Origin of the sequence: Lichenibacterium ramalinae (assembly GCF_004137085.1) — a bacterium.
GTDB classification, from domain to species: Bacteria; Pseudomonadota; Alphaproteobacteria; order Rhizobiales; family Beijerinckiaceae; genus Lichenihabitans; species Lichenihabitans ramalinae.
Window position 1 is genome coordinate 21,588 of sequence record NZ_QYBC01000019.1, and the last position, 17,693, is coordinate 39,280.

A 17,693-nucleotide genomic window follows, 5' to 3' on the forward strand; every position below is an offset into this window, starting at 1 on the left:
CCCGCGCCGCGAACCCTTCGCGGGACGGCATCGGGACGGACGGAAGGGACGCATGATCATAACCCAGAAACTCGCCCTGGGCAGCGTCGTGGTGGCGGTCGCGGTGCTGGGGGTGAAGTTCTATGCCTGGCAGGTGACGGGCAGCGTCGCCCTGCTGTCGGACGCGCTCGAATCCATCATCAACGTGGCGACGGCGCTCGCCGCCGTCTGGGCCCTGCACGTGTCGCTGCAGCCCGCCGACGCCCGCCATCCCTACGGCCACACCAAGGCCGAATACCTGTCGGCCGTTCTGGAAGGCGTGCTCATCGTCGGCGCCGCGCTGGCCATCCTGCGCGAAGCCTATGGCGCCCTGCTCCACCCGGAGCCGATCGGCACGCCGGTGCTGGGCCTCGCCGTCGGCTCGGTCGGCACCATCGTCAACGCCGGCTGGGCCGCCGTGCTCGGGCATCACGGCCGGCGGCACAGGTCCCCCGCCCTCCTCGCCGACGGCCGCCACCTGATGACCGACGTCGTGACGTCGGTCGGCGTCCTCGTCGGCGTGGGCCTCGTGGTGGTGACGGGCAAGCTCGTCCTCGACCCCGTGCTGGCCGGGCTGGTGGCGCTCCACGTGCTGTGGAGCGGCTGGGGGCTGATGAAGGAAAGCGTCAACGGCCTCCTCGACGAGGGCATGTCGGACGAGAGCCTGGCGCGGCTGAAGGCCCTCATCGCCGCCAATGCCGAGGGCGCCATCGAGGCGCACGACCTCAAGACCCGCTGCGCCGGCAAGCTGACCTTCATCGAGTTCCACCTGGTGGTGCCGGGCGACGCGACAGTGACGGAGGCCCACGACATCTGCGACCGGCTCGAGCGCGTGCTCAAGGCCGACGTGCCCGACGCCGCCGTCACCATCCACGTCGAGCCCGAGGACAAGCGCAAGCACCAGGGGATCGTGGTCCTGTAGCGGTCGATCGGCACGGGCCTCATGCCCGTCGACGACGACCTGGCCCACGACCGAGCTCGGCTATCCCTTCAACGCCCGGATCACCGCCTGCCCGTCGGGCGAGGCCCAGTCCGCCGGCCCCGCCATGCGGCCGAGTTCGCAGCCGTTGCGGTCGATCAGCAGGGTGGTGGGCAGGCCGAGGAGCCCGCCCTGGGCTTTCAGGGACTGCAGGACGTCGGCCGAAGGATCGGCATAGAGGGCGAGGTCGGTGATGCCGTTCTCCTTGAGGAAGGCGGCCGGTCGGTCGAGCCGCGCCGTGTCGACGTTCACCGCCACCACCTGGAAGTCGCCGCCGCCCTGCTGCCGCTGCAGCGCGTTCAGGGCGGGCATCTCCTTGCGGCAGGGCACGCACCACGTCGCCCAAAGGTTGACCAGCAGCGCCTTGCCCCGGAAGGCGGCGAGCGTGGTGGGCTGGCCCTCCGGTGTCCTGAAGCTGATCTCGGGCTCGGCGCGGGCCGGCTGGGCGAGGCCGAGGGCCGCCACCTCGCCGCGGACCAGCGGGTCGAGCCGCGCCGTGGTGCCGGCCGCCGCGGGACAGGCCGCGGCACCGCCCTTGCCCGGGACCGCGACGCCATATACCACCGCGACGATCCCGAGGCCCGCGACGGCCCCGAGGGCCGCACGCTTCCGCCCTCGGCGGGGCGAGGCGGGGTTCGGGGCGGGTTCCGTTGCTTCAGCCATTCTTCACGTCCGAGGCTTCCGATGAGCAATGCCATGTGGGGCGGCCGGTTCACGGCGAGCCCCGACAGCATCATGGAGGAGATCAACGCCTCCATCGGCTTCGACCAGCGCCTGGCCGCCCAGGACATCGCGGGCTCGAAGGCCCACGCCGCCATGCTGGCGCAACGCGGGATCGTTTCGGCCGAGGATGCCGCCGCGATCCAGGACGGGTTAGACCGGATCGCGGGCGAAATCGAGGCCGGTACCTTCACGTTCTCCCGCGCGCTGGAGGACATTCACATGAACGTCGAATCGCGCCTGGCGGAGCTGATCGGCGAGGCGGCGGGCCGCCTCCACACGGCGCGCTCGCGCAACGACCAGGTGGCGCTCGACTTCAGGCTCTGGGTTCGGGACACGCTCGACGCCGTCGATGCCGCACTGCACGACCTGCAGCTCGCCCTGGCCGAGAAGGCGCTGGCCCATGCCGATGCCGTGATGCCGGGCTTCACCCACCTGCAGTCGGCCCAGCCCGTGACGCTCGGCCACCATCTCATGGCCTATGTCGAGATGATCGGGCGTGACCGCGGCCGCTTCTCGGACGCCCGGCGCCGCATGAACGAGTCGCCGCTCGGCGCCGCCGCCCTCGCCGGCACCTCCTACCCGATCGATCGCCACGCCGTTGCGGCGGCGCTCGGCTTCGACCGGCCGACCGCCAATTCGCTCGACAGCGTGTCGGACCGCGACTTCGCGCTCGAGGCACTCTCCGCGGCGGCCATCTGCGCCGTGCACCTGTCGCGCTTCGCCGAGGAGATCGTGCTCTGGGCGACGCCGCAGTTCGGCTTCGCGGCGCTGTCCGACCGGTTCTCGACCGGCTCCTCCATCATGCCGCAGAAGCGCAACCCCGATGCCGCGGAACTGGTGCGCGGCAAGGCCGGGCGCGTCATCGGCGACCTCGTGGGGCTCCTCGTCGTCATGAAGGGCCTGCCCCTCGCCTATTCCAAAGACATGCAGGAGGACAAGGAGGGCACGTTCGACGCGCTCGACGCCCTGGCGCTCACCGTGCCGGCCATGGCCGGCATGGTGCGCGACATGACCCCCGACCTCGTCCGCATGAAGGCCGCGGCGGGCTCGGGCTACAGCACCGCCACGGACCTCGCCGATTGGCTGGTGCAGAAGCTCGACATGCCGTTCCGCCAGGCCCATCACGTGACGGGACGCATCGTGGCGCTGGCGGCGGCGCGGGGCGCGACGCTCGAGCAGCTGCCGCTCGCGGCGCTGCAGGGCATCGAGCCGCGCATCACGGCGACGGTCTTCGACGTGCTCGGGGCGGACAGATCCGTGGCGAGCCGCACCAGCTTCGGCGGCACCGCCCCGGACAACGTGCGGGCGCAGGCGACGGCCTGGCTGGAACGCTTGAAGGGCTGACGGCACCGAACGCCCGGACGTCCGTCCGGGATCGGCACCGAGTCCGGGAAACCGCTCCGACTCTCCGCCCCGGCTTGCGACCTTTCGGCAGGCTGGCCGTTACGACTGGCACTATGACAGTCGGAGTGAAACGATGACCCACGACAGCTTCGCCCCGCCCCAGGGCGGCGGCGGACACGACCGTGCGACCCACGGCTCGGTCGAGACCGCCAAGACCGTGGCGCTGAAGCACGACACCGTGCCGCCGCGCGAGGCCATGACGTCGAACCAGGGTCTGAAGATCAGCGACGACCAGAACTCGGAAAAAGCCGGCGTTCGGGGCGGCTCGCTTCTCGAAGACTTCCTCCTGCGCGAAAAGATCACGGCCTTCGATCACGAGCGCATCCCCGAGCGGGTCGTGCACGCCCGGGGCGCCGCCGCCCATGGCGTGTTCGAGGCCTACGAGGACCTCGGCGCCCTCACCATGGCGTCGCCCTTCGCGGCGAAGGGCAAGCAGACGCCGGTCTTCGTCCGCTTCTCGACGGTGGCGGGGTCGCGCGGTTCGGCCGACACCCCGCGCGACGTGCGCGGCTTCGCCGTCAAGTTCTACACCGACACGGGCGTGTGGGATCTCGTCGGCAACGACATGCCGGTGTTCTTCATCAACGACGCCATCAAGTTCCCGGACCTCATCCATGCCGTGAAGCCCGAGCCTCACGTGGAGATCCCGCAGGCGGCCTCGGCCCATGACACGTTCTGGGACTTCGCCTCGCTCAGCCCCGAGACGGCCCACATGCTCATGTGGACGATGAGCGACCGCGCCCTGCCCCGCTCCTTCGCCCACATGGAAGGCTTCGGCGTCCACACCTGGCGCCTCGTCGACGCGAAGGGGGGCAGCCGCTTCGTCAAGTTCCATTGGAAGCCCGTGAAGGGCGTGCACAGCCAGGTCTGGGACGAGGCGCAGAAGACCTCCGGCAAGGACGCCGACTACCAGCGCCGCGAGATGTTCGAGTCGATCGAGCGCGGCGACTTCCTCGAGTGGGAGCTCGGCCTGCAGATCGTCGAGGAGACGGACGAGTTCGCCTTCGACTTCGACCTGCTGGATTCCACCAAGCTCATCCCCGAGGAGCTGGTGCCGGTGCGGCCGGTCGGCAAGCTGACGCTGAACCGCAACCCCGACAACTACTTCGCCGAGACCGAGCAGGTGGCGTTCTGCGTCAGCCACGTGGTGCCGGGGATCGACTTCACCAACGACCCGCTGCTGCAGGGCCGGCTGCATTCCTACCTCGACACGCAGCTCCGGCGCATCGGCCCGAACTTCGCCGAGCTGCCGATCAACCGCCCGCTGAACCCGGTGTCGAACAACCGTCGCGACGGGTTCGCCAAGGCGACCATCCATCCCGGCCGCGTGTCCTACTTCCCGAGCGCGCTCGGAGGCACGCATCCCGCACACCAGCCGAAGGCCCCCGATGCCTTCCGGTCTTATGCCGAGAAGGTGGACGGCCACAAGATCCGGGCGCGGTCGACGAGCTTCACCGACTACTTCTCCCAGGCCACCATGTTCTGGAACTCGATGGCGTCCTGGGAGAAGGACCACATCGTGGCCGGCTTCGCCTTCGAGCTGAACCAGTGCGAGACCAAGGCGGTGCCGAAGGCCGTGATGGCCAACCTGCTCGTCAACATCCACCCCGACCTTGCCGCCCGCGTGGCCGAGGAGACGGGGCTCGACATCGCCGAATGCCAGCGGGTCGCGCCCAAGCCGGTCGTGACCGAGACGGCCGCACCGGCCGAGATGCCGAGCGGTCGGCTGAAGGTGGCGGCCTCGCCTGCACTGTCCATGGACAAGGTGACGAAGGGCATCAAGGGCCGCAAGATCGCGGTGCTGGCCGGCGAGGGGGTCGACGGCGCCCAACTCGGCACATTGCGCTCGGCGCTCGAAGCGCGCGGCGCCATCATCGAGGTCATCGCGAACCGCGGCGGCACCATCACGTGCAGCCTCGGCAAGAGCGTGAAGGTTGACCGGCCGGCCGCCAACGCGCCCTCCGTCATCTACGATGCCGTCGTGGTTCCCGGCGGCGCCTCGGCTCCCAAGCTGGCCGGGACGGGTCTCGCCCTGGCCTTCGTCGCCGAAGCCTTCAAGCACGGCAAGCCGCTGGCCTTCATCGGCGAGGGGACGGCGCTCATCGCCAAGGCGCACCTGCCGGTGCCGGCCGCCGGCGCACCGGACCAGGGCGTGACGACGGGCGACGCCGAGGCGGCGGTCTCGGCCCTGGTGGCGGGCCTCGAGAAGCACCGCTTCCCGAACCGCGACATCGCGTCGGTCGCGGCCTGAGGGCGACGCGGCACCGGGCGGCTCATGCCGCTCGGTGCCGCGTCCCTCGGCGAACGTTCAGGCCTTCTTCAGGTCCTCGGGCTTGTGCACGGCCTGCTTGCCGGATTTACCGCTCTTGACGAGGACCTGAGGGTCCTCCTTGGTGGCCTTGGCGGTGTGACCCTTCACGTGGGTCGTCGAGGTCACGACCTTCTCGACGGTGCCGTGCGTTTCCCCGCCCGACGTTCCCCACGTCACCTCGTCGCCCGGCTTCGGCAGCTTCGTCATCACCTGCTCCTCTCGATCGCGCCCTCGACGCATTGGGGAATCGCGCGGTCCGTGGGCGCCGTCGGGCCGAAAGAGGCCTGGAGCCCCTCGGGATCATGTCGGCGGCGCCGGCCCCAGACCCCGGTTCTCGTTTCCAGGCTGGAGCCGATCCGTCCACGGCGAAAGCGCCCTTGACGTCGCACCAGGGCCCGGCCGAAGCGGATCGCCGGAGCCTCGACGCAGCGCCACGACACCGCCGCGGCGCCGAGCGCGACCGCGAAGCTCACCAGGGCGTTGGTGGCGGCGCTGCGCCCCGGCAGGAGGGTGCCGACGAGCTGCTGCAGGGCGGCGCCATAGATGTAGAGCCCGTAGGACAGGTCGTGCCGGAGCCGGAGGCGCCGCAACGGACGCGCCGCGGCGATGGCCAGCACGCCGTAGGCGAGGGCGGGGTAGAGGAGCGGGTTCGGCTGGGGCAGGAGCAGGGTCGCGGCCCCGAGGACGCAGGCCGTCGTCCCGTCGACGGGAACATAGCGGCGCAGCGCGTAGAGCAGCATGCCGGCGAAGAAGAACAGCACCGGATATGTGGCGTAGCCGCCCATGACGGTGAATTCGGCATGGAACGGCGCTGAATCGACCGGTGGGTGCCGCACCGCCACCAGATAGGCGGCGAGCAGCGCCAGCGTGGCGACGACGAAGCGCGCCGCCTGCCGCGGCGTGGCGCTGAACCGGGAGCGCAGGACAAGCCCCAGCCCCAGCACCATGGCGTAGCAGTGGACCTCGGCCGGCAGGGTCCACCAGGAGAAGCCGAAGGCGTTCGGCACGGGCGTCCGCGGGAAGGCGCCGGGCAGCGCCCCGCAGACGTCGCGCACGAAGAACAGCGCATCGGCGCCGAAACAGCTCGCGGCAGCCCGGCGCCAGGCCGGCTCCCACGGCACGATGCCGGAGGCCAGCGGCACCACGGCGACGATCAGAAGGCCGGCGCAGACGACGAACCCGGGCCAGATCCGCGCGGCGCGCAGCGTCACGAAGGCCAGCGCCGACCTGTGCTTCTCCATGGAGGCGGTGATCAGCAGGCCGCTGATGAGGAAGAACGCATAGACGGCGATGCTGCCGGAGTATTCGGCGCCGCCCAGAAGCGCCTGGACCCGGTCGGGCGTGGGGTCGTCGGGGGCCTCGAAGAAACTGTGCCCGTAGATCACCAGGGCCGCGGCGCATAGGCGGATCAGGTCGAAGTTGTTCGACCGATCGTCCAGCACCTCACCTAGCCTCGGGCGGCGAGCCCTGTACCAAGAGACAGCAGACGCTGCCCAGATGCCCACCATTCCGCAACGCCCGCCTGGCTTCGAGGCGGCACCATAACCTCACATCGAGCGGTTTGCACCCGGTGGATCAGGTCGGCGGGGTGGCGCGCCGCCGCGCACCGGCCTCGGCGCCCTCGCCGTAAAGCTCGATGCCGGCCGCCTCGATGGTCCGCCGGATCTGCCGGGCGCGGTCCAGCGTCACCGGGCATTCGTCGTCGCTCATCTCGGCCAGCTTGACGATCACATGCGGAACGCCGGCCTTTTCGGCAAATTTCGACCGCTGCAGTCCCATGAGGGCGCGCGCTTGACGGATCTGCTTCCCGGTGATCATGCGGCCGACAGTCTCCTTGGGAGCCGACCGCGAGCGGTACGTCCATCCAGCTACGAGACCCTACACGGGAGGTTTCGATGGGTTCATGACATTTTCCGTCCCGGGCCGCCGGCCCGCCGCCGGTGACGGGCCGCGGCGGCGTCAGTCCACCCACAGTCCCCTTTCCCTGTGCCAGGCCTCGATGGACTGGGCGGGATAGTCGTCGAAGCAGCCGTCGCCGGGCCCGACCTGCGGCACCACCCAGGGCGCCTTCGATTCGAGCAGGATATGGGTGCTCTCCGGCGGCACCGGCAGGGTGGTGTCGATGACGGACGCGAAGGGGTGGATCAGTTCGGGCCAGCGCGGGTCCCAGAGCCACAGTGCGGAGGCGCAGCGCGAACAGAAGCTGCGCTCGCCCGGCGACGTGAAGGGCCGGCCCTCCGCGTCGGCCAGCTCGGCGCGGTAGACCCGGCGCAGCCCGTCGGGGTCCACGATCGCCATCGATCCCGCCGCGGCCGACAGGTTGACGGCGTAGCCGCCCCCACCCGCGGTCTTGCGGCAGATCGTGCAGTAGCATCGCTGGTAGGGCTGCGGGGCGTGGCTCTCGCAGGTGAAGCGCACGCCGCCGCAGTGGCAGGATCCTTCGAGCCGCGTCGGCATGGCGACCTCACGCAGGCTTGATGGCGGATTGGCTGCGCCAAAGGTCGATGCCGCCCTCGGTGGCGTGGCGGTCGATGGCGGCGAGTTCCTCCCCGGAGAAGTCGAGCCGCTTCAGCGCGTCGAGCGAGTCGTCGAGCTGGGCGACGGACCGCGCCCCGATCAGGGCCGAGGTGACGCGAGGGTCGCGCAGCACCCAGGCGATCGCCATCTGGGCGAGGCTCTGGCCGCGTGCCTTGGCCATCTCGGCCAGCGCACGGATGCGCCCGAGGTTCTCCTCGCTGACGAGGTCCGCCTTGAAGGACCCGCCCTTGGCGGCCCGCGCATCGGAGGGCACGCCGCCGAGGTACTTGTCGGTGAGCAGGCCCTGGGCCAGCGGCGAGAAGGCGATGCAGCCGACGCCGAGCGCCTCCAGCGTGTCGAGCAGCCCCTGCTCCACCCAGCGGTTCAGCATGGAATAGGAGGGCTGGTGGATCAGCATCGGCGTGCCGAGGCGCTTCAGGATGGCGTGGGCCTCGCGCGTCAGTTCGGGGGAGTAGGACGACACGCCGACATAGAGCGCCTTGCCGGAGCGCACGAGGTGGTCGAGCGCCCCCATCGTCTCCTCGAGCGGCGTCTTCGGGTCGGGCCGGTGGTGGTAGAAGATGTCGACGTAGTCGAGCCCCATGCGCTTCAGCGACGCCTCGCAGCTCGCCACGAGGTATTTGCGCGAGCCGAAGTTGCCGTAGGGCCCCGGCCACATGTCCCAGCCGGCCTTGGACGAGATCACCAGCTCGTCGCGGTGCGGCCGGAAGTCGAGGTCCATCCAGCGCCCGAAGTTCGCCTCGGCCGAGCCGTAGGGCGGCCCGTAGTTGTTGGCGAGGTCGAAGTGGGTGACGCCGCGGTCGAAGGCGCGCCGCAGCACGGCGCGGCCGGTCTCGAACACGTCGGTGCCGCCGAAGTTCTGCCACAGCCCGAGGGACACGGCCGGAAGGTCGAGCCCGGAGCGGCCGCAGCGGCGGAAGTCGGCGTCCTCGTAACGACGCTCGGCGGGGAGATAGGTCATGGCGTTTCCTGCTGGGTTCCGTCGTTGTATGCAGATGCGCGGCAAAGGTTCCGCGCGCCCGCTCCGACGGATGATGGCGCGCATTCAGGCCCTATCGCCGGCCTCCTGTCCAGCGAGCGTGAAATGGCCCGCCGCCGGGAGCCGCGGCGGCGTTCACGGCGCCAAGGCGGGCTCGGCCTGCCCACGGCCCAGGGTCCTGCCGGGGGAAACAGGGCGGCGACCGGCGCTTGACCCCGCGCATCGAATGGCGTCACCCTGATGAACCATTCCCCGCTTCGCGGCGCAGCGTCCGGCGCCTGGGGGAGCGACGAAGAAGGCGCGGGAGCCCCGGGGTGAACGAGAAGGCTGACGCCCGGACGAGGCGGCTCGACCTGGCGGCCCGTGCCGCCTGGCTCTACTACATCAAGCGCCGCACGCAGGACGAGATCGCAGCCGAACTCGGCGTGTCGCGGCCCAACGCACAGCGGCTGGTCGCCCTGGCGATCAGCGAAGGGCTGATCAAGTTCCGGCTGGACCACCCGCTGCTGAAGAGCATGGAGCTCGGCGAGCGCCTGTGCGAGCGCTTCGGCCTCGACACCTGCGAGGTCGCGCCGAGCGTCGACGGGCAGAGCGACCGTGCCGGCGTGGCCCTGCTGGCGGCCCAGTTCATCGAAACGCTGCTCGGCGCCGCGACGCCGCGCATCCTGGCGCTCGGCACCGGGCGCACGCTGCTCGAAACCGTGCGCGAGGTCACCTCGATGGATCGGCCGGACCACAAGGTCGTGTCCGCCGTCGGCAACCTGACGCGCGACGGCCGCGCCAGCCCCTACGACGTCGCCATCCGCCTCGCCGACCGCATCGGCGCGCAATGCTATCCCCTGCCCCTGCCGGTGCTGACCGACACCCAGGAAGAGTGCGGGTTCCTGCGGGCGCAGCGCGGCTACGGCATCGTCGACGGTCTCGTCCAGGCCGCCGATGCCGAGGTGCTCGGCGTCGGGTCGATCGGGCCGACGGCGCCGCTGCTCATCGACGGCTTCGTGACGCCGGACGAGCTCGCCGGCCTCGAGGCGGCGGGGGCGGTGGGCGAGTTGCGCTCGCACCCGATCGACGCCGCCGGCGCCCTCATCGACAATGCCGTGACGCGCCGGCTCACCGCGATACCGCCGGTGTGGCGGCCGCGACGTCCCACCATCCTGGTGGCGGCCGGCCGGTCCAAGCTGGACGCCCTCGCGGCGGCCCTGGCCGGACGATTCGCCACGGGCCTGGTGATCGACGAACCCACGGCGACGCGGCTCCTCGACCATCAACGGGCGGGAGCGCCATGAAATCGCCCTTGACAGCGAGGCTGCCAAGATTGAGCATTTGCTCTCGCGCTGAGCAAAGTTCGCGGCCGGCCAACGGTCGCCATCGGGAGGATCAAGGAATGCGTTTTGCTCGTACTGGCGGGCTGCTGGCCGCGCTTCTGGCTTCGACGATCGCCGGCCGGGCGGCCGACGAACCCACGCTGACGATCGCGACCGTGAACAACGGCGACATGATCATCATGCAGAAACTGTCTCCGAAGTTCGAGAAGGACACGGGGATCAAGCTGAACTGGGTGGTTCTCGAAGAGAACGTGCTGCGCCAGCGCATGACCACCGACATCGCCACCAAGGGCGGCCAGTTCGACATCATGACGATCGGGGCCTACGAGACGCCGATCTGGGCCAAGCAGGGCTGGCTGATGTCGCTCGACGACCTCGGCCAGGGCTACGACTACAAGGACCTGATCCCGCAGGTGAAGGACGGGCTGAGCCTCGACGGCAAGATGTATGCGGCGCCCTTCTACGCCGAATCGTCCTTCACCTATTATCGCAAGGATCTGTTCGACAAGGCCGGCATCACCATGCCGGAAAAGCCGACCTACACGCAGATCGCCGAATACGCCGACAAGATCACCGACAAGAAGAACGGCATCTACGGCATCTGCCTGCGCGGCAAGCCCGGCTGGGGCGAGAACATGGCCTTCCTCGGGACGGCCGTGAACGCCTTCGGCGGCGAATGGTTCGACATGAAGTGGCAGCCGCAGCTGACGACGCAGCCGTGGAAGGACGCCATCACGTGGTACCTCGACGTGATGAAGAAGGATGGACCTCCGGGCCCGACCGCCAACGGCTTCAACGAGAACCAGGCCCTCTTCGCCTCGGGCAAGTGCGGCATGTGGATCGACGCCACGTCGGGGGCCGGCCGCGTCTACGACCCGAAGCAGAGCCAGGTGGCCGACAAGATCGCCTTCACGGCCTCGCCCGTGACCGACAAGGACCCCAAGGCTTCGGGCTGGTTCTGGTCCTGGAACCTCGCCATCCCGACCTCCACCAAGAAGGCGGAGGCCGCCAAGAAGTTCGTCGCCTGGGCCACGTCGAAGGACTACGTGAAGCTCGTGGGCGAGAGCGAGGGCTGGGTGGCGGCGCCTCCCGGCACCCGCCTCTCGACCTATGACAGCCCGGAGTACAAGAAGGCCGCGCCCTTCGCCCCCACCGTGCTGAAGGCCATCGAGACCACGGACCCCAAGCATCCGACCGTGAACCCCGTCCCCTACACGGGCGTGCAGTTCGTCGCCATCCCCGAGTTCCAGGCCATCGGCACCAACGTCGGCCAGGACATCTCGGCGGCGCTCGCCGGGCAGGATACGGCCGACGCCGCCCTGAAGAAGGGACAGGCCACCACCGAGCGCACCATGAAGCAGGCCGGCTACCCGAAGTGAGCCGGGGCTGACGGCGACGCCGGGGCTTCACGCCCCGGCGTTTCCAGTCCACCATGACCCAAAGCCCCAGACGGGAGGCCGCCATGTCGACTTCAGCCCTGCCGCGCGACGCCGTCGCGTCCCCGAAGGTCGGGCGATCGAAACGCGGCATCGACACGCGGCCCCTCGTCTGGCCGAGCATCGCCGCACTGCTGGTGTGGATGATCGTCCCGCTTGCGCTGACGCTGTATTTCTCGTTCCGCAACTACAATCTGACAGATCCGACCGTGCAGGGCTGGGCGGGCCTGTCCAACTACACCTACCTGCTCACCGACGATTCCTTCATCACGTCGATCATCAATACGGTACTGCTGGTCGGCGGCGTGCTGATCACCACGATCGTGTTCGGCACGCTGTTCGCCGTGTTGTTCGACCAGGAGTTCTACGGCCAAGGGATATCGCGCCTGTTCGTCGTCGCGCCCTTCTTCGTCATGCCGACCGTGGCGGCGCTGGTGTGGAAGAACCTGCTGATGGACCCGGTCAACGGGCTCTTCGCCTACATGGCGCGCGGCATCGGCCTCGAGCCGATCACCTGGTTCACCACGACACCGCTGTTCTCCATCGGCCTCATCGTGGCGTGGCAGTGGGTGCCCTTCGCGACGCTGATCCTGCTCACCGCCATGCAGTCGCTCGACCGCGAGCAGATCGAGGCGGCCCGCATGGACGGCGCCAAGCCGATCGCCCGCTTCCGCCACATCATCGTGCCGCATCTCGCCCGCCCCATCACCGTGGTGGTGATGATCGAGACCATCTTCCTGCTCGGCATCTTCGCCGAGATTCTCGTCACCACCAGCGGCGGCCCCGGCGACGCGTCGACCAACCTCGTCTATCTCGTCTACAAGACGGCCCTGCTGCAGTTCGACGTTGGCGGCGGTTCGGCCGGCGGCATCGTGGCGGTCGTGCTGGCCAACGTGGTCGCCATCTTCCTCGTCCGAACCGTCGCCCGCAACCTCGACAACTGAGCCGTCGCCATGAAGACCAAGCAGCGCGACAAGATCATCATGACGTTCCTGGGATGGGGTGTCGCCTTTTTGGTGTTCTTTCCCATTCTGTGGATGGCCATCACCTCCTTCAAATCCGAGATCGACGCCATCACGCCGTCGCTTTTCTTTCACCCGACGCTCGAAAGCTACACGACCGTCAACGAGCGGGTGAACTACTTCGGCGCCGTGATCAACAGCGTGGTGGAATCGGTCGGCGCCACGATGGTGTGCCTGGCCTTCGCAGTCCCGGCCGCCTACGCGATGGCGTTCTACCCGGGCCGGAAGACCAAGGACCTCCTGATGTGGATGATGTCCACCAAGATGATGCCGGCCGTCGGCGTCCTGGTGCCCATCTACGTCATCTTCCAGCAGCTCGGCCTGCTCGACACTTGGACCGGCATCATCGCCATGTTCACGATGATGAACCTGCCGATCGTCGTATGGATGCTGTATTCCTTCTTCCGCGAAGTGCCGAAGGAAATCCTGGAAGCCTCCCGCATGGATGGCGCCACCCCCATGCAGCAGATGCGGCTGCTCCTGCTGCCGCTGTCCCTCCCGGGCGTGATGTCCACGGCCCTGCTGTCCATCATCCTGTGCTGGAACGAGGCCTTCTGGAGCATCAACCTCACCTCAGTGAAGGCGGCTCCCCTGACCCAGCTCATCGTCAGCTTCTCCAGCCCCGAGGGCCTGTTCTGGTCGAAGCTGTCGGCCGCCTCGCTGCTCGCCATCGCGCCGATCCTGGTCTTCGGCTGGCTCACTCAACGTCAACTCGTGCGCGGCCTCACCTTCGGCGCCGTCAAGTAAGGGCTCAGCCATGGCTACCGTCACACTGAAGGACGTGCGCAAGAGCTACGGCGCCGTCAACATCATCCAGGGCGTGGACCTCGCCATCAAGGACCGCGAGTTCGTGGTCTTCGTCGGCCCGTCGGGCTGCGGCAAGTCGACCTTGCTACGCATGATCGCGGGGCTCGAGGAGATCACGTCCGGCGACCTGATGATCGACGGCGCGGTCGTCAACGACGTGCCGCCGGACGCCCGCGGCCTCGCCATGGTGTTCCAAAGCTACGCCCTCTACCCCCACATGTCGGTGGCCGACAACATGGCCTTCGCGCTGCGGCTCGCGGGCGTACCGAAGGCGGAGCGGGACGCCAAGGTGGGGTCAGCGGCGAAGATCCTGCAGCTCGAGAAGCTGCTCGACCGCAAGCCCGGCCAGCTGTCGGGCGGACAACGCCAGCGCGTCGCCATCGGCCGCGCCATCGTGCGCCAGCCCAAGGTGTTCCTATTCGACGAGCCGCTGTCCAACCTCGACGCCTCGCTCCGCGTTCAGATGCGCATCGAGATCGCGCGGCTGCACAGCGAGCTCAACGCCACGATGATCTACGTCACCCACGACCAGATCGAGGCCATGACGATGGCCGACCGCATCGTGGTGCTGCGGGCCGGAAAGATCGAGCAGGTCGGCTCGCCGCTGGAGCTCTATCACTATCCGGCCAACACGTTCGTGGCGGGCTTCATCGGCTCGCCCAAGATGAACCTGACGCAGGCGACGGTGAGGGGCTCCCATGCCGGGGGCGTCGACGTCCAGCTGCCGGGCGGCGGCGTCGCCACCATCCCGGTCGAGCCCCGGAACGCGACGGCGGGTGCGGCCTGCACGGTAGGGTTCCGGCCCGAAACGCTGGCGATGGCGCCGGAGGGGCCGATGGGCGGCAAGGTCGCCGTGGTGGAGCACCTCGGCGGCGAGACGCTGGTCTATGTCGACGTCGGCGACGGCCACCTCGTCACCGTGAAGGCGTCCGGGAGCACCTCGGCCAAGATCGGCGACGTCGTGCGCCTGGCGATCGACACCGTCGAGGCCCGGCTCTTCGATGCCGAGGGTCAGGCCATGGAGCCGATGAACCGGCGCGCCATCGCGGGGCTGGCGACCGCCGCGCAGTGATCCCGGCGGCGAGCCGAAGGGCGACGATGGCGGCTTGCCGCTAGAGCGCCTTCGCCTCCGGCGAAATCGCTCCAGCTTCGAAACGAGAGCGGTTTCATCGGCTTGGGGTCGCCAAGGCGACCCGGAGAAAGCCGATACGGCTCTGGTTGGACCGCCGCGCCGCCATGATCCGCGGTCGCCGCCTTTGTGGCGACGCCGCCGAAAGACCCGGTCAGTCCGGGATGCGGACCGACGGGCCGGGAGCCCGGTCGTGCAGCGCCAGGGCGGCGGAGTGCATCTTGAAGGTCTGGCAGTCGTGGTTCTTGGCCACGGCATGGCCGGCGGTCAGCACGACGGCGCCCAGAGCGAGGGCGCCGAGCTTGACGCGGAGGATCTGGATCGCCGGGGAGAAAGTCATGGAAGGACCTGAATCGCGAGGGTGAGCCGTGTGTCCGGCCCACCCACACACGCCTCCCAAATGCGGCACCAACACGGCCGCGAGCCACGAGCCGGCCCGCGCATGGAAGGGTTGCGGTGCCGCTTCGGGCCTTTACATCAGGAACCCGTCGAGGGCGGCCAGGAAGGCATCGGCCTGTTCGAGGTGGGGGATGTGCCCGACTTCCGGGATGATGGCGGTCCGACAGTCCCGGATCTCGGCGCAGGCCTGGCGCGCCAGCGCGGGAAAATCGCCCATGCCGGCCGTGCGCGCCGGATCGCCGTAGCCCTTCATCACCACGGTGCGGTCCTTCGCCCCCACGGCGATCAGCACCGGCATGGCCAGATGTCCCATCTCGTAGCGGACGGGCTGCCGATAGATCATCTGATAGGTTTCCGCCGCGGCCCGGGCCCAGCGATCGAACTCGCCCGACCGCGCGATGCGCATGCGCTGCTCGACGAAGGGCGCCTGCTTGTCGGCCGGATAGGCGACGAAATAGCGCGCGATGAAGGCGCGGTAGCTTTCGGCCGATTGGCGGCGCTCGGCCGCCGCGAGGGTCTCGGTCGTCTGCGGCGGGATGGCGAGCCGGTAGTCCTCGAGACCGATCGGGTCCTCGAGGACCAGCTTGCGCACCCGCTCCGGATGCAGGAGCGCGAAGCGGATCGCCAGCATGCCGCCCGTCGAATGCCCGACGAGGTCGACGGGGCCGGTCACGCCGAGCGTGTCCAGCAGCGCGAGCGTGTTGGCGGACAACTCGTCGAAGGCGTAGTCGGTGTCGGGCTTGGACGACTTGTTGAACCCGATCTGGTCCGGCACGACGACGCGGTAGCCGCGGCGGGCGAGGTCGTCGATGACGTTCGACCAATAGTCGCTGGAGAAGTTCTTGCCGTGCATCAGCACCGCGGTCCGCCCGTTGGCCGGGCCGCGCGGGCCGATGTCCATGTAGGCCATACGGCAGGGCTGGCCGCCGGCGAAGACCTGGAAGAAGTGCACGGGAGCCGGATAGGGCCAGCCCTCGATGCCGATGCCGAGAGCCGGAAGCTCCTCGGACGGCGCGGGTTGCGCGGCGACCGGCCGGGCCCCGGGCACCAGGCCCGCCGTCAGGAGGCCGGCCAAAAGCAGCGCGGCTCGCCGACGGAGGCGCCGGCGGCTGCAGACCTCCCGTCCGCTCATCGCGCCGCCCCCGCCCCGCACGTCAACGCCGGTGCCGGCGGTGGTGCCGCACAACGTGATGGGCGCCGCGCCGGGGCAATCCCAGGACGCCGCGCGCGCCACCGACGACACCCCCGACCGCTCCGCCGAGGACGCCGCCCACGACACCGCCGACCGGCCCGGCGGCTCGCTCGCCGCGGGCCGCGCCCGTCCGGGCCCCGCCGACGATGCCCTGCGCGTCGGCCTGCGCCGGGAGTGCGAGGAGCCCCAACAGGCTCGCCACCAGCACCAACTGTGTCCTCACGATCGATGTCCCCTGCGCCGGGCCCGGCCGTCGCGGGCGGGCTTCCATCGTGCCCGGCAACGTCCCATGGCGGCGAAAGGTCCAGGACCGCCCCATCAGGCGCTGCCGGGACCGAGCCCGAGACGCTCGACGACGTCGGGGATCCCGGCCCCTTTCGGGACGAGGATCATGGCTCCGGGCTCGCTGCCCTTCACCACGACGACGGCCTTCTTGGGGCAGATGTCGAGACACCCCACCTCGAGCACGGCGATGGCGCGCCGCCGCGCCTTGAGCTTGCGGCCCGGGTCGGCGTCGAACGACCGGCGCAGCGCCTTCGCCAGGCTCTCCTCGCCGTCGGGCCCGAAGCCGCCGTCGAGCTTCCTGGCGCATTTGCGGCAAACCAGCACGACGTCGCGCCACTCGGCCTCGACCTGCTTCCACGTCCCGTCCCTACCCACGCCTCACCCTTTCCACAGCCCATCGTTCCGCAGATGGACCCGCCCGGCCCGGCCGCAAGGCCGCGGGCGGCGAACCGCGCGACCGCCGCCAGCGTTGGCCGACAGCCGGAACACGCCGAGACCCTGCCATGCCCTCAGGTACCAGCCTCCTGGTCTGGAGCGACTACGTCTGCCCCTTCTGCTACCTCGCCCTGCCGGTGGTGCGCCGGGTCGCCGAAGAGCTCGACGTCGCGGTGTCGTGGCGCGCCTTCGAGCTCAGGCCGGAACCGCAGCCGCCGCTCGACCCCGACGCCGAATACCTCCACAACGTTTGGGACACGGCCGTCTACCCGATGGCGGACCAGCGCGACATGGTGCTGCGCCTGCCGCCCGTGCAGCCGAGGTCCCGCCTCGCCGCCGTCACGGCCGCCTTCGCCGCCGGGGTCGGCGTCTTCGAGCCCGTGCACGAGGCGCTGTTCCGGGCCTTCTTCGAGGAAGGGCTCGACATCGGCGACCGGTCGGTGCTGCTCGACATCGCCACGGCCTGCGGGCTCGACAGCGCCGACCTGCACCGGGCGCTCGACGACCCCGCGCTCCTCGCCAGGGTCGTGGCCGACGAGGACCTCGCGGCGCGGATCGGCATCACGGGGGTTCCGGCCCTGCTGATCCGGCACGAGGGGCAGAACTACCTCCTGAGCGGCGCCCAGCCGTTCGACATCGTGGCCCAGGCCATCGCCGAGGCCAGGAGCGGGCGGGGCGCCGGCTGAGCCCCGTCCGGCCCCCTTCCGAAGC

19 protein-coding genes are annotated in these 17,693 nt (G+C 69.7%); 9 read left to right on the forward strand and 10 right to left on the reverse strand.

Annotated features, from left to right (window positions below; translation table 11 throughout):
• The first annotated feature begins 52 nt into the window (after positions 1-52).
• Entirely contained in the window at positions 53-940 is an 888-nt protein-coding gene (locus tag D3272_RS20300) for a cation diffusion facilitator family transporter (RefSeq protein ID WP_129221039.1), read from the forward strand.
• Between the two features lie 60 nt (positions 941-1,000).
• Here D3272_RS20300 and tlpA read toward each other — a convergent pair whose 3' ends face one another.
• Complete coding sequence (gene tlpA, locus D3272_RS20305) at positions 1,001-1,660, reverse strand: thiol:disulfide interchange protein TlpA (protein ID WP_129221040.1); 660 nt, start codon at positions 1,658-1,660, stop codon at positions 1,001-1,003.
• A 21-nt stretch (positions 1,661-1,681) separates the two neighbouring features.
• Here tlpA and argH point away from each other — a divergent pair, with 21 nt between their 5' ends.
• Together argH and D3272_RS20315 are read left to right on the forward strand one after the other, a co-directional pair.
• A complete protein-coding gene (gene argH, locus D3272_RS20310) occupies positions 1,682-3,064 on the forward strand; it encodes an argininosuccinate lyase (RefSeq protein WP_129221041.1) in 1,383 nt (460 codons plus the stop codon).
• Positions 3,065-3,197: 133 nt separating this feature from the next.
• On the forward strand, positions 3,198-5,375 hold the full coding sequence (locus D3272_RS20315; RefSeq protein WP_129221042.1) for a catalase: 2,178 nt from the start codon (positions 3,198-3,200) through the stop codon (positions 5,373-5,375).
• Positions 5,376-5,432: 57 nt separating this feature from the next.
• Here D3272_RS20315 and D3272_RS20320 read toward each other — a convergent pair whose 3' ends face one another.
• The 5 genes from D3272_RS20320 to mgrA form a co-directional block, all read right to left on the reverse strand.
• Positions 5,433-5,642, reverse strand: a complete 210-nt coding sequence (locus D3272_RS20320; RefSeq protein WP_129221043.1) for a hypervirulence associated TUDOR domain-containing protein — start codon at positions 5,640-5,642, stop codon at positions 5,433-5,435.
• Entirely contained in the window at positions 5,642-6,877 is a 1,236-nt protein-coding gene (locus D3272_RS20325; RefSeq protein WP_165361440.1) for an acyltransferase family protein, read from the reverse strand. The genes D3272_RS20320 and D3272_RS20325 overlap by 1 nt, the downstream gene beginning before the upstream one ends.
• A 133-nt stretch (positions 6,878-7,010) precedes the next feature.
• The gene (locus D3272_RS20330; protein WP_129221045.1) at positions 7,011-7,253 is read right to left on the reverse strand and encodes a helix-turn-helix domain-containing protein; all 243 of its coding nucleotides are present in this window, start codon (positions 7,251-7,253) and stop codon (positions 7,011-7,013) included.
• Between the two features lie 141 nt (positions 7,254-7,394).
• Complete coding sequence (locus D3272_RS20335) at positions 7,395-7,892, reverse strand: GFA family protein (protein ID WP_129221046.1); 498 nt, start codon at positions 7,890-7,892, stop codon at positions 7,395-7,397.
• A gap of 7 nt (positions 7,893-7,899) precedes the next feature.
• Positions 7,900-8,934, reverse strand: a complete 1,035-nt coding sequence (gene mgrA / locus D3272_RS20340; protein ID WP_129221047.1) for an L-glyceraldehyde 3-phosphate reductase — start codon at positions 8,932-8,934, stop codon at positions 7,900-7,902.
• Positions 8,935-9,266: 332 nt separating this feature from the next.
• Here mgrA and D3272_RS20345 point away from each other — a divergent pair, with 332 nt between their 5' ends.
• The 5 genes from D3272_RS20345 to D3272_RS20365 all read left to right on the forward strand — a co-directional run bounded on the left by D3272_RS20345 (position 9,267) and on the right by D3272_RS20365 (position 14,614).
• Positions 9,267-10,238, forward strand: coding sequence for a sugar-binding transcriptional regulator (locus D3272_RS20345; RefSeq protein ID WP_129221048.1), 972 nt, complete (start codon positions 9,267-9,269; stop codon positions 10,236-10,238).
• Between the two features lie 98 nt (positions 10,239-10,336).
• On the forward strand, positions 10,337-11,656 hold the full coding sequence (locus D3272_RS20350) for an ABC transporter substrate-binding protein (RefSeq protein ID WP_129221049.1): 1,320 nt from the start codon (positions 10,337-10,339) through the stop codon (positions 11,654-11,656).
• A gap of 83 nt (positions 11,657-11,739) precedes the next feature.
• Positions 11,740-12,657 (forward strand): carbohydrate ABC transporter permease, encoded by a 918-nt coding sequence (locus tag D3272_RS20355; protein WP_129221050.1) that lies wholly within the window; start codon positions 11,740-11,742, stop codon positions 12,655-12,657.
• Between the two features lie 9 nt (positions 12,658-12,666).
• Positions 12,667-13,482: a carbohydrate ABC transporter permease gene (locus D3272_RS20360; protein WP_129221051.1), complete on the forward strand. Its 816-nt coding sequence runs from the start codon at positions 12,667-12,669 to the stop codon at positions 13,480-13,482.
• Positions 13,483-13,492: 10 nt separating this feature from the next.
• Positions 13,493-14,614, forward strand: a complete 1,122-nt coding sequence (locus D3272_RS20365; RefSeq protein ID WP_129221052.1) for an ABC transporter ATP-binding protein — start codon at positions 13,493-13,495, stop codon at positions 14,612-14,614.
• Between the two features lie 211 nt (positions 14,615-14,825).
• Here the strand turns inward: D3272_RS20365 and D3272_RS20370 are convergent, their stop codons facing one another.
• From D3272_RS20370 to D3272_RS20385, 4 genes are all read right to left on the reverse strand, one after another.
• Positions 14,826-15,011, reverse strand: a complete 186-nt coding sequence (locus D3272_RS20370; protein ID WP_129221053.1) for a hypothetical protein — start codon at positions 15,009-15,011, stop codon at positions 14,826-14,828.
• Positions 15,012-15,143: 132 nt separating this feature from the next.
• Entirely contained in the window at positions 15,144-16,145 is a 1,002-nt protein-coding gene (locus D3272_RS20375) for an alpha/beta fold hydrolase (protein ID WP_245496699.1), read from the reverse strand.
• Positions 16,146-16,224: 79 nt separating this feature from the next.
• Positions 16,225-16,485 carry a hypothetical protein gene (locus D3272_RS20380; RefSeq protein WP_129221055.1) on the reverse strand — a complete coding sequence of 87 codons (261 nt, stop codon included), beginning with the start codon at positions 16,483-16,485 and terminating at the stop codon, positions 16,225-16,227.
• Between the two features lie 95 nt (positions 16,486-16,580).
• On the reverse strand, positions 16,581-16,922 hold the full coding sequence (locus tag D3272_RS20385) for a (2Fe-2S) ferredoxin domain-containing protein (RefSeq protein WP_129221056.1): 342 nt from the start codon (positions 16,920-16,922) through the stop codon (positions 16,581-16,583).
• 128 nt (positions 16,923-17,050) lie between these two features.
• Here D3272_RS20385 and D3272_RS20390 point away from each other — a divergent pair, with 128 nt between their 5' ends.
• Positions 17,051-17,668 carry a DsbA family oxidoreductase gene (locus tag D3272_RS20390; RefSeq protein ID WP_129221057.1) on the forward strand — a complete coding sequence of 206 codons (618 nt, stop codon included), beginning with the start codon at positions 17,051-17,053 and terminating at the stop codon, positions 17,666-17,668.
• Positions 17,669-17,693 lie beyond the last annotated feature (25 nt).

Excerpts from the sequence above, each read along its gene's own strand:
- D3272_RS20300 (WP_129221039.1), top strand. The coding sequence starts at position 53 with ATGATCATAACCCAGAAACTCGCCCTGGGCAGCGTCGTGGTGGCGGTC.
- tlpA (WP_129221040.1), bottom strand. The coding sequence starts at position 1,660 with ATGGCTGAAGCAACGGAACCCGCCCCGAACCCCGCCTCGCCCCGCCGA.
- argH (WP_129221041.1), top strand. The coding sequence starts at position 1,682 with ATGAGCAATGCCATGTGGGGCGGCCGGTTCACGGCGAGCCCCGACAGC.
- D3272_RS20315 (WP_129221042.1), top strand. The coding sequence starts at position 3,198 with ATGACCCACGACAGCTTCGCCCCGCCCCAGGGCGGCGGCGGACACGAC.
- D3272_RS20320 (WP_129221043.1), bottom strand. The coding sequence starts at position 5,642 with ATGACGAAGCTGCCGAAGCCGGGCGACGAGGTGACGTGGGGAACGTCG.
- D3272_RS20330 (WP_129221045.1), bottom strand. The coding sequence starts at position 7,253 with ATGATCACCGGGAAGCAGATCCGTCAAGCGCGCGCCCTCATGGGACTG.
- D3272_RS20335 (WP_129221046.1), bottom strand. The coding sequence starts at position 7,892 with ATGCCGACGCGGCTCGAAGGATCCTGCCACTGCGGCGGCGTGCGCTTC.
- mgrA (WP_129221047.1), bottom strand. The coding sequence starts at position 8,934 with ATGACCTATCTCCCCGCCGAGCGTCGTTACGAGGACGCCGACTTCCGC.
- D3272_RS20350 (WP_129221049.1), top strand. The coding sequence starts at position 10,337 with ATGCGTTTTGCTCGTACTGGCGGGCTGCTGGCCGCGCTTCTGGCTTCG.
- D3272_RS20355 (WP_129221050.1), top strand. The coding sequence starts at position 11,740 with ATGTCGACTTCAGCCCTGCCGCGCGACGCCGTCGCGTCCCCGAAGGTC.
- D3272_RS20360 (WP_129221051.1), top strand. The coding sequence starts at position 12,667 with ATGAAGACCAAGCAGCGCGACAAGATCATCATGACGTTCCTGGGATGG.
- D3272_RS20365 (WP_129221052.1), top strand. The coding sequence starts at position 13,493 with ATGGCTACCGTCACACTGAAGGACGTGCGCAAGAGCTACGGCGCCGTC.
- D3272_RS20370 (WP_129221053.1), bottom strand. The coding sequence starts at position 15,011 with ATGACTTTCTCCCCGGCGATCCAGATCCTCCGCGTCAAGCTCGGCGCC.
- D3272_RS20390 (WP_129221057.1), top strand. The coding sequence starts at position 17,051 with ATGCCCTCAGGTACCAGCCTCCTGGTCTGGAGCGACTACGTCTGCCCC.